Source organism: Fontibacter flavus (assembly GCF_042432905.1).
In the GTDB taxonomy this organism is placed as follows: Bacteria; Bacteroidota; Bacteroidia; order Cytophagales; family Cyclobacteriaceae; genus Fontibacter; species Fontibacter flavus.
The window spans coordinates 12,854-28,823 of the sequence record NZ_JBHLWI010000007.1 but is presented as its reverse complement, the minus strand read 5'-3'; the positions used below and the strand labels follow the sequence as shown (position 1 = coordinate 28,823).

Genomic DNA, 15,970 nt, shown 5'->3' with positions numbered 1-15,970 from the left:
AATGGCTTTTTTCAAAAATTACGTATTTCCGGTAAATTAGAGTAAATATAGAGAAGCAAATTAAGATTTCCTTTCTTTTTCAAAATTGAATTTTAAAATGTTTCACTCAAAAATTTAACAAAAAAGGGAAGCCACTAGAGGCTTCCCTTTTTGATTTTTTCAGCAGTTTGATTACATCATACCGCCCATTCCGCCGCCGCCCATTGGAGGCATAGCAGGACCTTCTTCTTTCACATCTGCCACGACACATTCTGTGGTCAAAAGCAAGGCTGCGATAGATGCAGCATTTTCCAATGCTAATCTGGTCACCTTGGTCGGGTCTATAACACCTGCCTCGAATAAGTCTTCGTAAACATCTGTTCTGGCATTGTAACCAAAGTTTCCACTGTTTTCTTTGATTTTGTTGATCACAACAGAGCCTTCACCGCCTGCGTTTTCAACAATGGTTCTCAAAGGTGCTTCGATGGCCAATCTAATGATATTTACACCAGTATCTTGATCTTCATTGTCACCTTTGACAGTATCCAATACAGAAGAAGCTCTAACCAAAGCAACACCGCCACCTACAACTACACCTTCCTGTACAGCAGCTCTGGTTGCGTGCAATGCATCATCAACTCTGTCTTTTTTCTCTTTCATTTCTACTTCAGTAGCTGCACCGATGTAAAGGATGGCAACACCACCTGACAATTTGGCCAATCTTTCCTGAAGTTTCTCTCTGTCATAGTCAGAAGTTGTTTTCTCAATTTGAGATTTGATTTCAGCGATTCTAGCTTGGATATGGCTGGACTCACCTGCACCATTCACGATGGTGGTATTGTCTTTATCTATATTTACTTTTTCAGCAGTACCTAGGTAATCCACAGTGGCATTTTCAAGTTTGTAACCTCTTTCTTCAGAAATCACAGTACCGCCTGTCAGGATGGCAATATCTTCCAACATCGCTTTTCTTCTGTCACCGAAGCCAGGAGCTTTAACAGCAGCCACTTTCAAAGCACCTCTGATTTTGTTCACAACCAAAGTAGCCAATGCCTCACCATCTACGTCTTCAGCGATGATCAACAATGGTTTGCCAGACTGAGCTACAGGTTCAAGGATTGGAAGCAATTCCTTCATAGAAGAAATTTTCTTGTCATAGATCAGGATGTAAGGCCTGTCCAATTCAGCTTCCATTTTTTCAGTGTTGGTTACAAAATATGGAGAAAGGTACCCTCTGTCAAACTGCATTCCTTCTACAGTTCTTACTTCAGTTTCGGTACCTTTCGCTTCCTCAACAGTGATTACACCGTCTTTGCCAACTTTATCCATCGCATCAGCGATCATTTTTCCGATTTCTTCATCGTTGTTGGCAGATACAGTTGCTACCTGCTGGATTTCTTTTCCTGTAGAAATAGCTTTAGAGTTTTTCTTCAGTTCAGCGACAACAGCGGTAACCGCTTTGTCAATACCTCTCTTCAGGTCCATTGGGTTAGCACCTGCAGCTACGTTTTTGATACCTGCATTGAAGATAGCTTGAGTCAATACAGTAGCAGTAGTGGTACCGTCACCTGCATTGTCAGCAGTTTTGGAAGCTACTTCTTTTACCAACTGAGCACCCATGTTTTCGATTGGCTCAGCCAATTCGATTTCTTTTGCAACGGACACACCGTCTTTAGTGATGGTAGGAGCACCAAATTTCTTGTCGATGATGACATTTCTACCTTTTGGTCCCAAGGTAACTTTTACTGCATCAGCAAGAGCGTCAACACCTTTTTTAAGTCTGTCTCTTGCATTGGTATCGAAAAATAATTCTTTAGCCATTTTGTTTGTCTTTTTTTGGTTTTTGATTGTCTTAATAGATGATTAGAGGATAGCGAAAATGTCTGATTCTCTCATGATGAGGTAATCATGACCGTCCACAGAAAGTTCTGTACCGGCATATTTGCCATAAAGTACTGTGTCACCTACTTTTACAGTCAATGGTTCATCTTTTTTGCCATTACCTACTGCTACTACAGTTCCTTTTTGTGGTTTTTCTTTAGCAGTGTCCGGGATATAAAGACCGGAGGCAGTTTTCTCTTCGGCCGCAGCTGGTTCTACCAGAACCCTGTCTGCAAGAGGTTGGATGTTAACTTTTGACATAATTATAAACTTTTAAAGGTTAGTTCTAAAACGTTACAATGCCTAATTATCATTTCTTGTGCCAATCTACAGTAGACTGGACAATCTGACAGAAAGGCGCAAAAATAGGCTTTGATCATGCCATTTAAGTATCAATCTCTTCATTAATACTGTCAATTTTTCGTTTTCTCTTTTATGTTTTGTCAGTTTTTAAAAATGGTATTGATTTATTAAGTCAGAAGGTCACTGACACCCGTTTAGAGAAGATCAAATGGATTTTCAATACGTATCAGGAATTACCTAATCTGGCAACCTGATGAACCCATAACCTTCATCTGAGAAAGCTTTAAAAGGATCAGCAAGCGCTTCATATTAAAGAATGTGACGTAATGAAGTCAAAAGGAGAGGTCTTATTCAAATTGATTTAAGGGATCTTACCTGAATCATAAATTGAAAATGGAATTCATAAAAAAAGCCCGACTGTGCCGGGCTTTTCTTGAATATTGTGAAGGTATTACTCGTTAATAGTATCTTCTTCAGTAACCTCTTCAGTGCTTTCAGCAGGAAGGATACTTTCTACATCACCGAAAGATGGGTTTATGATCTGCTTCTTGGCACTTTCAATGTTTGGGGAAGTAAATTGGTCTGCACTTGAACTGCTGTAGAAAGCAGAAGAAGTTAAGGATAAAACCAAAATAGCGATAGAAAGTACCCAAGTGGATTTTTCTAAAATATTACCGGTTTTGGTGACTCCCATGATCTGGGACGCACTGCCCCCAAATGCTGCGCCAACACCACCTTTAGAATCCTGAGCAAGGATTACCAAAACCAATAAAACTGCCAAAACTATAATGATACTGATTAATAGGGTAAACATATTATGGATTGTTTTCTTCTAGTTCTTTTATTAAGTCCGCAAAATAAGTGTTTTTCTCTGGAAACTTCACCATTAATTTCCTATAAATTTCTTTCGCCTTTTGAATTTTCCCTTGCTTCACCAAAATCTTTGCATAAGATTCTGTAATCAGGCCTGAATTTAACTTGGTGCTTTTTTCTGAAAGATCGTCCTGCTTCTGTTGTCCTTCTATTTCTTTCAGTGTGGCGAGCTTGATTTCTTTTTTGCTGAAAGCACGGATTATGTCGATCTGTTCTTTCTTTTTCTCATCAAGAATTTCTTTCTTTTCTTTTCTCTTGATGGATTCAATCAGTTCATCACCCCGATGCTTTCGTTTTGGCTTTGGAGTTATCGGTTCCTCTGGCTTTGGTTCAGGTTTAGTAGCTTCAGCAAGAGGCTCTGATTTAATATCTTTCAATTTAATATCTTCGGAAGGCTCAACTGGTACCGGCGTATTTGGTTTTTCCGGTCCTTTTCCAGCATTTTCCAGTTTTTCCAGCGCTTTAAGTTTGCTTTGGGCCAGGTCTTCACCAAGCTTTTTCAACGTAGCGGTAAGGTCTTTGGCGCTGCTTGGTTTATGCTCTTTAGGTAAAAGTTGCTCTTCTTCTAGATCATCAATAAAATTCTCCGGAGCAGGTTTGTTTTTAGCTTCGAGGGCAGCTTGGTATTTTTTCTCCATAGCATTAGAAATTTGCTCGAATGGAATTTCAGACTCGACCATTTTCTTAAGCCATAACCTGTCGGGACTTGTTACTGCTGCCCAATGTAGAAGTTCGTGAGTATTGCCTTCTGTTTTACCAAATTCATACTTAGCCAATAATACTTTTGGAATCTGAAAAAAAGGAAATGCCTCATGGATTTTCATGAGTTCAGAGAAATCTTCCCTTTCGAGATGATTTGCTTTTTTGATAAGACCTAAAAGTTGTAATGGATTCACTAAATAATCGTTTGGTGGAGTCTAAATTTACACAATTTTACCAATTGGCCACTGTGGCCGTGAAAATATCCTGAATGATACTTTCGAAAATCTCTTCAATTAATACGCTTTCTACCTGTAGAATGGAAGTGTTTCTAGGGTCATAGTCTTTAAAAAAGGAAAAACTTCTTTTTAAGCTTTCTTCTTCATTAACAGTATTGACATAGTCCACTTCGACGGTAATGGTCAATCGCATTTGTCCGGCCCTATCAGGTAAGTTGGGGTCAGTAGTGGTTACTGTCGCCTGGGGCGTAATGGCATAGCGGCTAATAGCTCCTGAAAACTGTAAATCCCCATTGTTTCTGACCAACTCAAGTTGTGTGTTTCTTTGGTAAAAATCCTTCAAAGATTCCGTGAACAATTGTTCCATATTGGCAGGTCCACCACCGGAGTCATTAAAGAAGTTCTCTACAGAAAAAGATTTGATGATGTCATAGTTGATATTGGTTCCAGTGAAACTATAACTCACGGAACAAGCCTGAAATCCAAAGAAGGATACCAAAGCAATAATCAGAGAACGTAAGACTTTATTCAATATCATATTGTTTGATTTTCCTGTATAACGTTCTTTCTGAGATACCAAGATCATTTGCGGCATATTTTCTTTTATTGTTATGCTTTCTCAAGGCCTTCAGAATCATTTCTTTTTCCTTTTTTTCCAATGAAAGGGAATTATCGTCCTCTTCATGAATGATGTCTTCAATGTTCTCATCATCATAATCTTCTATTTCATCCTTACTGCTTTGAGGATCCAAAACTATTGGCATATTAACCGAAGAAGTAGAAGAAGCAGGTTTTTCTTCAAAAGAAATCGGAGACTCTAAATCTTCAAAGAGATTTTGATGCTTGTTGATGATACTGGAATTTAACCCTCCAGATTGATAACTTTCCAGAACAAGCTTTTTAAGCTCGTTCATGTCTTTCTTCATATCGAAGAGAACTTTGTAGAGGATTTCCCTTTCGGAAAAGTCTGATGACTCTCCTGAAGTAGCTCCGGTGAAAACTGCTGGCAACCTTGCTTGAGCAGTGGGCAAGTATTTAGAAAGGGTAGGGCCATCCACATCTCTTTCTTGCTCTAATAGAGAGATTTGCTCTGCAATATTCTTCAATTGGCGGATATTGCCGGGGAAAGGAAACCTCATCAGCAATTTTTTAGCATCCTCATTGAGAGAGATGGGCTTCACATTATATTTTTCAGAAAAGTCAGAAGTGAATTTTCTGAAAAGCAGGACCACATCTTCACCACGCTCTCTCAACGGTGGAACATAGATAGGAACAGTATTCAACCTGTAGTAAAGGTCTTCCCTGAATTTACCTTTTTCTACGGCACGGATCAGGTTGACATTTGTGGCGGCAATTACCCGGACATTTGTCTTTTGTACTTTGGAAGAACCGACTTTGATAAACTCCCCATTTTCCAGCACTCTCAACAATCTTGCTTGTGTACCCAAAGGCATTTCACCAATCTCATCCAAGAATATTGATCCCCCGTCAGTTACCTCAAAATAGCCTTTTCTGGCCTCATGAGCTCCTGTAAAAGATCCTTTTTCGTGACCAAAAAGCTCAGAATCTATCGTTCCCTCTGGAATTGCCCCACAGTTGATGGCAATAAATTTCCCGTGTTTCCTTGCACTGAGAGAATGGATAATCTTGGAAAATGATTCCTTACCACTACCGCTCTCTCCTGTGATCAGTACAGTCATATCTGTAGGGGAGGCCTGCATGGCTACAGAGATGGCGTGATTCAGCAAAGGACTGTTCCCGATGATACCAAACCTTTGTTTTACACTTTGAATTTCAGCAGCTGAAAACATAGAATGGATAGGATTTATGATACAACTTCACCAAAAAGTGTGGCAGGAGAACAATCTGTGATTTTTACATGGACATAATCCCCTTTAGTAATGTTTCCATCATTAGGAATGATGACTACTTTGTTGGCTGAATTTCTTCCCCTCAATTGGTCTTCGGACCTCTTTGAGGTACCTTCGATCAGAATTTCCTGAACGGCACCTATATCGAGTTTGTTACGTTCCAAAGATAAACTGTTCTGTTTTTCTATGATTTCTGCCAATCTTCGTTTTTTGACTTCCAAAGGAATATCATCTTCGTACTTTTTGGCTGCCAAAGTGCCTGGACGTTCTGAATAGAAGAACATGTATGAAAAATCATATTTCACGATGTCCATCAAGGTTAAGGTGTCCTGATGCTCCTCCTCAGTTTCGGAACAGAATCCGGCAATCATATCAGAAGAAATACCACATTCATCACCTAGAATTTCTCTGATGGCACGAACCCTGTCTAAATACCATTCCCTGTCATAGGTTCTGTTCATCATTTCCAAAACTCTGGAGTTGCCACTTTGAACAGGTAAATGGATGTATTTGCAGATGTTGTCATACTTTTTCATGGTGTACAACACCTCATCGGTAATATCTTTGGGATGGGAAGTAGAAAATCTTACTCTTAATTTTGGATTGACCTGGGCTACCATTTCAAGCAGATGGGCAAAATTGACCACTTCAGTGACTTCCCCTTCTTTTTTATTCAGACGGGCTTTGTTGTTTTCCTCAGGTGACCATTTGTAAGAGTCTACATTTTGGCCCAAAAGGGTAACTTCTTTATAACCTTTCTCGAATAATTCTCTTGCTTCATTCACAATGGAATGTGGATCGCGGCTTCTTTCCCTACCTCTTGTGAATGGGACCACGCAGAAAGAACACATATTGTCACAACCCCTCATAATGGAAATAAAGGCTGATACACCATTGGAGTTAAGACGGACAGGGGAGATATCCGCGTAGGTTTCTTCTCTTGAAAGGAAAGTATTCACTCCTTTGTTGCCTTCTTCTGCAGAAGCTACCAAGTTAGGGAGGTCCCTGTATGCGTCTGGCCCTACTACAACATCTACAATTCGCTCTTCCTCTAGAAGTTTTTCTTTCAGCCTCTCTGCCATGCAGCCAAGTACACCTATGGTCAGTTCAGGCTTATTCTTTTTGATAGTGTTGAATTGGGAAAGGCGTTTTCTGACTGTCTGTTCTGCCTTTTCCCTGATGGAACAGGTGTTCAAAAATATAACATCCGCTTGTTCAAAGTTGGAGGTGGTGTCAAAACCATTCTCTTTCATAATGGAAGCTACAATCTCGGAATCCGAGAAGTTCATTTGACATCCATACGACTCAATATATAATTTTTTCGATTTACCGGTATTTTCGTCCTCTGTGGTCTTGTAATCACATGCCTGAGCCTCTTCCGGTGCGATGAAATCTATGTCTTTGATAAAGTTTTCCATATCTGTAAGCTATTCGAAATGCGAAATTAAGAAAATACCGACAAAATGACAGGAAAAGTTCCTTCATATCTTATGAATATTCTCGAAAGCGTATAGGAAAGGAGTAATGGGAAAAGCGAAAGGGTGATGAAGGGATTTTCCGGTTTAATATATTTTTCAATTGATGTCAAATCAATAAAAAAATATTCAAATTATCTCGTGTCATTTCCAGATGATAGAGATGGAATCAAATAAAAAACTCCTGCTTCGTGGGCAGGAGTTTTAATGTTTTTAGTGGTTATTTTTCAGCGTTAACTTATTTTCAATCTGTTGTCCAAATCGGATTTTTCCTTCAAAAGAACTTCCTATTTCAATTCTGTCAACCAAGTTGTAACGGGCACCTACACCGGTAATCTGCTGTAAAGTAAGTCCTAAAAGGTACTCATTGGTATCTCCCAAAGGTAATAATACTTGTTGCGACAACTCATTCGCAGAAATGTTTGGTGTAAAGCCATTGGTATACTCGGATTGATTATCCTTGTTGAAAGACATAGAAACAATCGGTAAGATGCCATAATCATTGTCAGCATTGTCTTCATCTTCTATGGCAATTGATCCAACATTTTTACCAACAGTGACACCACCTACCAAATATACATTCATATAAGGTTTGAGTCCATTGATGATCAGCTCACTCGCAGAGGCGGTCCTACCAGAAGTAATGATGTGTATCCTGTTTCCATTCAAGATATTTCCAAGATTCTGGGATTTGTTGTCAAATTTTCTGATTTCCAGGTCTCTGATTTCCTGAAATTGGGAAAGGAAACTGTTGTATTTGGTTCTTGAGAAAATATCTTCTGAAGTGACGGAAGGGGCAATAAGACTTGCGAGATTTACAGCACTGCTGACGAAGCCACCCCCATTGTAGCGGAAATCCAGAATCAGATGGTTGATGTTTTCTGCTTTGAACCTGCCGAAAATCGCATCCATTTGATCATCATATCGCTTGGGCTGACCTTCTATACCAGGCGCAAAAAAGTGATAGACCACATAGCCGATCTTTTGGTTATTGATCGTGTAGATGGTATCAAGGAAATTTGGATTTTCAGCCAAAGTGATGGTTTCCAATGAAATTTGAGGCTGTGGTGAGTAGTTTTCTGTTTCGGGGTTGAACCTGAAGAAATTGACCGTATGATTGTCAGATCTCTGCCTCAACAAATTCTGGTAGTTATTCAAAGTGAGGGTTTGACCGTTGATCTGTGTGATGATATCACCCCGTCTGAGGCCTTGAGATTCTGCGGGGCTGCCTTTTTTGGTGTAGACTACAAATGCCAGAACATTTTCATTTTGACTACTTTCCCTGGCTAATGAAATTTCATATCCAGCTTCCCTGCTGACACCGGAGAGGCTATTGACCAATTCCTGGTAATTAGGGTAAATTTCAGAAAACCTGTCTGTTGGCCTGTTGAGTAAGGCTTCAAAATAGTCCTCTGGATCCAAATCCTGGGCAATAGGGGTTTTCATATCCTCCAACCAATAATAGTAGGTATCCATCTGTTCTTTTATCCATTTGTTGATAGCAACATTAGGCGATACCTCAGTATCTGGTTTTTGGTCATCTTTATCCTGACAGGAAACCATTCCTATTATTAGGCCCATCAGCAAAAAGGATGTAAGAGGATTTTTGAATTTGTTAATCATAAGCTTACGCATTTGGTTTTAAAACCATTATTTTATTTCAATTGGTTCTAAAAATAACAAATTCTTTCTTGAAAATGTTGGGTTTATCACAATCTAAAGCAAAAAAAAACACCTCAAAAAGAGGTGTTGATGCTAATGTCTGAAGTTTTGCTGTCCAATAATTTGCCTTTTTCACATTTAAGGACTCGATAAGGGTATTTTCGTAACAGGTCGTGGTTATGGGTGGCCATCAAGACGGCTGTTCCTTCTTTGTTGATTTCCTGAAAAAGTTTGAAAATCCCATCAGCTACATCCGGGTCCAGGTTTCCGGTAGGTTCGTCAGCCAATAAGATGGAGGGTTGGTTAATCAGTGCCCTTGCGATAACCACCCGCTGTTGTTCACCACCTGAAAGTTGATGGGGCATTTTGGTGGAGGCATCTGCCAGACCAACTTTTAATAACACTTCAATCATTCTGTTTTTCATCTTGGATTTGTCTTTCCAGCCTGTGGCCTTCATGACAAAAAAGAGGTTATCAGCTACTGTCCGGTCATGAAAAAGCTGGAAATCTTGAAAAACGATACCGAGTTTTCTTCTTAAATAGGGGACATCTTTCTTTTTGATTTTATCCAGTTGAAAGCCTACAATTTCTGCCTTGCCCATTTTTAAAGGCAAGTCAGCATAGAGGGTTTTCAATAGTGAACTTTTGCCACTTCCAGTTCTTCCGATGAGGAATACAAACTCGTCTTTTTCGATAGAAAATTCCACATCCTGAAGTACAGCATCCAATCCCTGAAATATATGGGCTTTTTCTACTTTTATGATGGGTTCACTCGTAAAAACCATAGTTAAAGTTCAAGTTTTTGAAGTTTTCCAAAAGGAAGTTCATTGATCAATGATTCCAATTCTTGTTCTTTTCCTTCCAATCCGAATTTTTCCAGATTTTTCATAGGCCTATCTGCTCTGAAATAAGCTACTAAAACAAAGTTTTCGTCTCTGATTTGAATATAATCAGGGATTTTTGCTTTTCCTTTTACTTTGATGATATACATGGAAAAAGAAGGTTATGGTATCAACGTTAAATTTGAAAGGTATTACTCAAAAATGATGGAAATGTTTCAAATATAAAAAGCAGAGACCTGAAGCTTTATGCAAATCAGGTCTCTGCAGTTTTGTTTTTATTTGCCTGCTGCCTTTGCGTGGTCTGCCAGGAATTGCGCCAATCCTGAATCAGTCAGTGGGTGTTTCAACAAGCCAGTGATAACTTTCAATGGGCATGTTGCTACATCAGCACCGATTTCAGCACATTTGATTAAGTGCATGGAGTGTCTAACAGAGGCTGCCAACACCTGGGTGGCATAGCCATAGTTTTCATAGATATTGACAATCTGTTCGATCAATTCAAGACCATCATAAGAGATGTCATCCAGTCTACCGATGAAGGGAGATACATAAGTTGCGCCAGCTTTTGCAGCTAAAATTGCCTGTCCAGCACTGAATATCAAAGTACAGTTGGTACGGATGCCTTCGCTGCTGAAATATTTGATGGCTTTAACACCGTCTTTGATCATAGGTACTTTTACGACGATCTTATCATCAATTTTGGCAAGTTCTTTACCTTCATTGATCATACCTTCGAAGTCTGTAGCGATCACTTCGGCGCTTACATTGTCATCTACGATATCGCAGATTGCTTTGTAATGTGCACGGATATTGGCTTCACCGCTGATGCCTTCTTTTGCCATCAAGGATGGATTGGTGGTCACACCGTCCAAAACACCTAGGTCGTAAGCTTCCTTAATCTCGCTGAGGTTGGCTGTATCTATAAAGAATTTCATGTTGAAAGGATTATTGTTTTTAACCGACGCAAAGTTAAAGGAATAATGGGGAATTGGAAGGTCAGTAAATTGAAAGATTGTAAAATTCTCACATTTAAATAGTTCGTCAGTAGGAAGATTCTATTATTAGCGAACCAAATTTCAATATTAAGGGGAGATTTAATAACAATGTCTAAACTATTAGTTGTAACAATAAAAAAGTAAGCGGCATCGCACCGCTACAACCGCCTACCCTTGCTTCCTTCCGGACCTGGGGGATTCAGCAGGAGCTGGTCGTGCCGCTATGGTACAAAGGTAAGTCAAATTTATCTTCCTGCAAAAGACAAATTCAATTTCACGTACTATTTATGCTAAATCCTTAAGCATCAAGGATAAATTTTATGGCAAAGTTTTTGCCTATTTTTAGTTATTAAAAGATTTGTATTATGAAAAAATTACTTGTTTTTATTACTGCAATTATGTTGTTGGGCGCATGTGCCACAAGACCTGAGTTTGAGCAGGGAATGACTGAAAGAAAATTTTTGAGACAGAACAAAGAAGCTGTTTTGGCAGGAATTGATGGCAATCAGACTGTTTACCGTGTCAATAGGGGAGAGCGGTTTTATGTTCTGGCTACCTTTGAGGAGGGGAAACTGATTAAACTGGAAGAAAGGGAGACAGTGCCGGCCTGGATGCCGAACCAACCCAGCAATCAGCCTGATGGCAATGAGATGAACGAATATTAAAAACATCAAACCCAGAGCAGGGAACCGCTCTGGGTTTTTTCATTGTTCATAATTACGCTTTCAATGCAGTTATCTCAAAATTATATTTTTCAATTTGATTATCCGCATTGATAACAGCAAACCATATTTTATGGGATTAACCTTAGATTTCGAACTAATATCCTTGAATAATTTGTCCGTAGTGGTGGATCCAATATCTATAAGTATAGGCTTACTAATAATCCATATCTAAATATATTGATGATGTAATTCCGGTTATACAGGTTTTTCAAAAAGACCGATGGTTCCACCAACCCAATCTTTGTCTTTGTTGAACTTTACGCCTATCATTTCACCTCTGCTCAACCTTACCACATTGCTCATCAGGGTAGGGGATTCCTCATCTTCCGGCCAAACAGCCAGGATTCTGACCTCAGCCTTCACTCTTCCATCCAAAGCCTTCACGATAGGCGAGTAAGTCACCTTCTTTTGCAGGACATACAGATCTTTTTCTTTTACCGCTTCTATGTCCTCCTTTTTTACATGGTAAATTACCCCAGTGCCGGAAAAAGAGAATAGTGGCTTCAAGACATAATTTTCAAGATCTTGGGGGATTTCTGTCAGTTCACTCAATAGCTTGGTATCTATGAAGTAAGGACCTGATATCATCGGAAGGATAAACTTGCTGATCCTGTAAAACCAATTGGGATGTCCTGCCCATTCCACTTCCAGGTCATCCATAAATGAAAACTGTAGCGCCAGGTCTTTTCTTGTTTCCAGTTCATCAAAAATCACCCTGTTGTAGATCCGTTCAATTTGGATTTCTTCATTTTGTTGATTTTTGTAAAACAGCTTTTTGTCTTTTTTGATCACTTCTGTCACACAGACAATAGGTATTCCAAAATCCCGATGACAATAGTAGAAGTCTATTTTGGTATTCTGCTTTTCAGGTTCTATTTCCAATAAAACCACATGTTTGGGGTCTTTTCCATTTAAAATGGTTTTTCTGAGCTTTTTATAATATTGTTCCTCATCCAATTCATTCAAATATGGGCTTAGCTCAGCTGTAAAAGGATAGGCTTTTTTGATTTTCCGGTATAACTGAGGCTGGAAGTTAAATATGGAAGGGAATCCCTGAGCCTCTATCAGTTTGGGAACTATCTCCCCATTCTCCTCGCAAATACCAAAATCGATTGCGAGAAAATTAGCATGATGATCCTCATTTGGGACATTGTAGTTGACCAGAAGAGACTTGTCAGTGATTTCCTTGAAATCCTTCCTTTTGATAAAATCAATCAGCTGATGGCAGCCTTCTACCAGTTGTTGTTGCAACCTTTTATTGATAAAAAAGGGTGTTTCCGCTACCCTGAAAGTGGGGAGGTAGTTGAAATCTGCCTTGATATCTTCCAAAAAAGACCGATAAATAGAGTCTTTGAAGCTTTTATTGAAAAGTTCTCTGTACTGTTTGATCATACATTTGGCTTAAACGAGTATTTCCTGCTGTTGCCGGATATTATTGATTGACCTTCTCAGAAAATTAGGGATCAGTGTCTCATTGGTTTTATAGATAGTATCCTCTTCGACTACATGCTCGAGCATGAATAAGTATTTGGCTTTTCCTTTCAGTTCGATGATTTCATCTCTGACCTCATGTTTTTTGAGATGGCTCAGGAAACCAACCGGGTCAGCTTCAGGGTGGAATTGTGTACCTACCAATTCATCTGAAAATCTGATAGCCATGATGGCCCTTTCATACTCTACATGGTTCCTTAATTTTTCCAAAGCAATGATTTCAGCACCCATTTCCCTGAATTTTTTGTGGTGTGGCTGCACTACCTGATAATCCCTGGAGTCAATAGCCCAAAATGGGTTGTCCAAACCTTCAAATAAGGGATCATCCATGCCTTTATCAGTTTTATGAACAGTCATCACGCCAAAAGAGGTGGATTTTCTCCTGTTTACCTCAGCTAAGCCAAAGTGTTTCACAGCCATTTGAAAAGAATGACAGATGAAAAGCATGTATTTCTTCTTGGAATGCAGCTGATTCCAATTGTAAATTTCATCCAGTAACTGTCCGAATTTCACATCCCATATTCCGTTTCCCTCCAAGGGATTTCCTGGACCACCGGAGGAAATATACAAATTATAGTCCTCTACATTGGGTAATTCATGCTTCCCTCTGACATCAAACACATCAAGACTAAGTTCGTCCTTAAATCTACCCACAATATCATGGATACACCGCATTCCCTGATTGGGTTTACCGTCATACATGTCCAACAAAGCAACCTTGATTTTTTCCTGCATGTTACACTTAATTTTGAAGGCGCAAGTTAAGTCTTCCAAACCGAGGAAGTACTTTTTTGAGATAAGAAATATCCAAGAGTTTTTAACTGATTTTCAAATTCACAAAGGAAGTCACACCCTTATATTCCCTTTGTGAATTCACCTGTGATGAAATCCACCACCTTACTCAGGTCATGTGTTTCCTGAAATACTTTCAATTGCTTGTCAGCACCGGTTCCTTCTGCCAGAATTTTGTGGATATAATTGATTTCATCTCTGCTGCCCAATTCATCCACCACATCATCTATAAATTCCAATAACTCCAACATCAGTTCTTTGTATAACACTTCCTTCTTTTGGCCAAAGTCAATCATCAGTCCCTCAGTTCCATACCTGGCTGCCCTGAATTTGTTTTCCCTGATCAAGGCTATCCGATAGATATTAAAACTGGTGTTCATGAGATACATCTTGTATAATTTAGCCACCACTGCCTGAATGAGGGCGACAATACAGATGGTTTCATCCACAGTAAGGCACATGTCACAAATCCTGAATTCAATGGTGCTGAAGAAAGGATGCATCCTCAAGTCCCACCAGATTTTTTTGGGATTATCTATGCAGTTTGTCTTGACCAAGGTGTCCAGAAAATTATCGTAAGATTGAACAGAATCGAAGTATTCCGGCAGACCTGTTCTAGGAAATTTGGCAAACACGTGTGCCCTGTAAGCCTTGAATCCTGTATCTCTACCTTCCCAAAAGGGGGAATTCGTCGAAAGGGCATAAATATGCGGAAGGAAATAACATGCCTGATTCATGATGTGCAGGGCAATTTCCCTGTTTTCAATCCCTACGTGCACATGTAAGCCAAAAATCAGGTTGGACCTTGCCGTGTCCTGAAGCTCATTGATGATATGATGGTATCGAGGATCATCCGTGATGGGCTGATCCTGCCACTTGGAAAAGGGATGTGTCCCTGCAGCACCTACTATCAGGTTTTGTTCGGCAGCGAGGTCCACAATTTTTCTTCTTAAGAAAGCCACTTCCTTTCTGGCATCTGCCACATTTTGGCAGATATTCGTGCCTACTTCCACCACCGATTGGTGCATTTCAGCTTTGACCTGTTCCTTGAGAAATATTTTGGCACCTTCCACGATTTTGGACATGTGGGAGCGCAAGTCTCTGGACTCAGGATCTATAATCTGGTATTCTTCTTCCACTCCTAAGGTGAAGATGGGTAATTTTCTCATACTTAAAATCTTTTGGCCATACTCACAGCATCTTTCATAAAAGTACCCCAGGTTAGGTTAATTTTTCCTGGTTTTTGGGATTTGGCATAGGCAATGGCCATTTTTGCTGCTTCTTCGACTACCCAATCAAAATTTTCCTGCCCTACAGAATTGACATCCGCATCAGGTGCAGGGTTGCCAAAATCAATGGCATAAGGAATCCCATCTCTTACCGCAAATTCCACTGTATTGAAATCATAACCCAAACCTTGACATAACTTGAGGGTATAATCCTTAACGGTGGCGAGTAATTTCTTAGACGCAGGTGCCCTGTCGACTACATAGCGTAGATGATGTGGGTTTCGTGGTTCATATTCCATGATTCTTACGGCTTTACCACCGAGGCAATAAACCCTGAAATACTCTTCAAATTGGATTTCTTCCTGAAGCAACATGACGAGTTGGCCGGTTTCACGGTGTTTTTGGAAAAACTCTTCTTTGTTTTCCAGTCGGTAGACGTGCTTCCAGCCCCCTCCAGCATAAGGTTTCATGTAGGCAGGGAATTTGATGTACTCAAACATAGCTTCCCAGTCCAGTGGCATTTTCAGGTTTCGGAAAGATTTGGAAGTAGTATCAGTAGGGTGTTCTGCAGATGGCAAAATGACCGTGTTGGGTAGAGGGACACCAAGCTGATCGGCAAGACAGTTGTTGAAAAACTTATCATCAGCACTCCACCAAAAGGGATTGTTGATGACAGCGGTACCGGTCAGCGCTGCATTTTTAAGGTAAGCACGGTAAAATGGCACATCTTGGGAAATTCTGTCAATAATCACCGCATACTCGGTGAGTTGATTTTGAACCACCTTGTCAATGAGGACCGGTTCAGCCACAATTCCGTTAATTTTCTTTTCATTAATTCTATCGACAAAAGCTTGAGGGAAAGTGTCTTCCATCCCAAAAAGTATTCCTATTTTTTTCATAAATATTAATGGTAA

The 15,970-nt window shown here is 39.7% G+C and carries 16 protein-coding genes and 1 other RNA gene; 1 reads left to right on the top strand and 16 read right to left on the bottom strand.

Annotated features, from left to right (window positions below; all coding sequences use genetic code 11):
* Window positions 1-171: 171 nt before the first annotated feature.
* From groL to ffs, 12 genes are all read right to left on the bottom strand, one after another.
* On the bottom strand, window positions 172-1,800 hold the full coding sequence (groL, locus tag ACFFIP_RS03560) for a chaperonin GroEL (protein WP_382386189.1): 1,629 nt from the start codon (window positions 1,798-1,800) through the stop codon (window positions 172-174).
* A gap of 42 nt (window positions 1,801-1,842) precedes the next feature.
* Entirely contained in the window at window positions 1,843-2,121 is a 279-nt protein-coding gene (locus ACFFIP_RS03555) for a co-chaperone GroES (protein ID WP_010610188.1), read from the bottom strand.
* A gap of 493 nt (window positions 2,122-2,614) precedes the next feature.
* Window positions 2,615-2,977 (bottom strand): preprotein translocase subunit SecG, encoded by a 363-nt coding sequence (gene secG, locus ACFFIP_RS03550; protein ID WP_382386188.1) that lies wholly within the window; start codon window positions 2,975-2,977, stop codon window positions 2,615-2,617.
* A gap of 1 nt (window position 2,978) precedes the next feature.
* On the bottom strand, window positions 2,979-3,932 hold the full coding sequence (locus tag ACFFIP_RS03545) for a DUF8458 domain-containing protein (RefSeq protein ID WP_382386187.1): 954 nt from the start codon (window positions 3,930-3,932) through the stop codon (window positions 2,979-2,981).
* A gap of 37 nt (window positions 3,933-3,969) precedes the next feature.
* A complete protein-coding gene (gene lptE / locus ACFFIP_RS03540; RefSeq protein WP_382386186.1) occupies window positions 3,970-4,512 on the bottom strand; it encodes an LPS assembly lipoprotein LptE in 543 nt (180 codons plus the stop codon).
* The gene (locus ACFFIP_RS03535; RefSeq protein ID WP_382386185.1) at window positions 4,499-5,785 is read right to left on the bottom strand and encodes a sigma-54 interaction domain-containing protein; all 1,287 of its coding nucleotides are present in this window, start codon (window positions 5,783-5,785) and stop codon (window positions 4,499-4,501) included. Before ACFFIP_RS03535 ends, lptE begins: the two co-directional genes overlap by 14 nt.
* Before the next feature lie 14 nt (window positions 5,786-5,799).
* Window positions 5,800-7,263, bottom strand: coding sequence for a tRNA (N6-isopentenyl adenosine(37)-C2)-methylthiotransferase MiaB (gene miaB, locus ACFFIP_RS03530; RefSeq protein WP_382386184.1), 1,464 nt, complete (start codon window positions 7,261-7,263; stop codon window positions 5,800-5,802).
* Window positions 7,264-7,533: 270 nt separating this feature from the next.
* Window positions 7,534-8,901: a S41 family peptidase gene (locus ACFFIP_RS03525; protein ID WP_382386183.1), complete on the bottom strand. Its 1,368-nt coding sequence runs from the start codon at window positions 8,899-8,901 to the stop codon at window positions 7,534-7,536.
* A 155-nt stretch (window positions 8,902-9,056) separates the two neighbouring features.
* On the bottom strand, window positions 9,057-9,767 hold the full coding sequence (locus ACFFIP_RS03520) for a cell division ATP-binding protein FtsE (protein WP_382386182.1): 711 nt from the start codon (window positions 9,765-9,767) through the stop codon (window positions 9,057-9,059).
* 2 nt (window positions 9,768-9,769) lie between these two features.
* Window positions 9,770-9,973: a fructose-6-phosphate aldolase gene (locus ACFFIP_RS03515; RefSeq protein ID WP_382386181.1), complete on the bottom strand. Its 204-nt coding sequence runs from the start codon at window positions 9,971-9,973 to the stop codon at window positions 9,770-9,772.
* Between the two features lie 126 nt (window positions 9,974-10,099).
* Complete coding sequence (fsa, locus tag ACFFIP_RS03510; RefSeq protein ID WP_382386180.1) at window positions 10,100-10,759, bottom strand: fructose-6-phosphate aldolase; 660 nt, start codon at window positions 10,757-10,759, stop codon at window positions 10,100-10,102.
* A gap of 198 nt (window positions 10,760-10,957) precedes the next feature.
* An RNA gene (gene ffs / locus ACFFIP_RS03505) (signal recognition particle sRNA small type) lies at window positions 10,958-11,044 on the bottom strand.
* A gap of 140 nt (window positions 11,045-11,184) precedes the next feature.
* Between ffs and ACFFIP_RS03500 the strand changes: the two genes are divergently transcribed.
* Window positions 11,185-11,484 carry a putative periplasmic lipoprotein gene (locus tag ACFFIP_RS03500; RefSeq protein WP_382386179.1) on the top strand — a complete coding sequence of 100 codons (300 nt, stop codon included), beginning with the start codon at window positions 11,185-11,187 and terminating at the stop codon, window positions 11,482-11,484.
* A gap of 255 nt (window positions 11,485-11,739) precedes the next feature.
* On the opposite strand, the gene ACFFIP_RS03495 is transcribed toward ACFFIP_RS03500, so the two are convergent.
* From ACFFIP_RS03495 to ACFFIP_RS03480, 4 genes are all read right to left on the bottom strand, one after another.
* Window positions 11,740-12,936 carry a hypothetical protein gene (locus tag ACFFIP_RS03495; RefSeq protein ID WP_382386178.1) on the bottom strand — a complete coding sequence of 399 codons (1,197 nt, stop codon included), beginning with the start codon at window positions 12,934-12,936 and terminating at the stop codon, window positions 11,740-11,742.
* Between the two features lie 9 nt (window positions 12,937-12,945).
* On the bottom strand, window positions 12,946-13,770 hold the full coding sequence (locus ACFFIP_RS03490; protein ID WP_382386177.1) for a type 1 glutamine amidotransferase: 825 nt from the start codon (window positions 13,768-13,770) through the stop codon (window positions 12,946-12,948).
* 119 nt (window positions 13,771-13,889) lie between these two features.
* Window positions 13,890-14,996, bottom strand: a complete 1,107-nt coding sequence (locus ACFFIP_RS03485; protein WP_382386176.1) for a carboxylate-amine ligase — start codon at window positions 14,994-14,996, stop codon at window positions 13,890-13,892.
* A gap of 2 nt (window positions 14,997-14,998) precedes the next feature.
* Window positions 14,999-15,955, bottom strand: a complete 957-nt coding sequence (locus ACFFIP_RS03480) for an ATP-grasp domain-containing protein (protein WP_382386175.1) — start codon at window positions 15,953-15,955, stop codon at window positions 14,999-15,001.
* Window positions 15,956-15,970 lie beyond the last annotated feature (15 nt).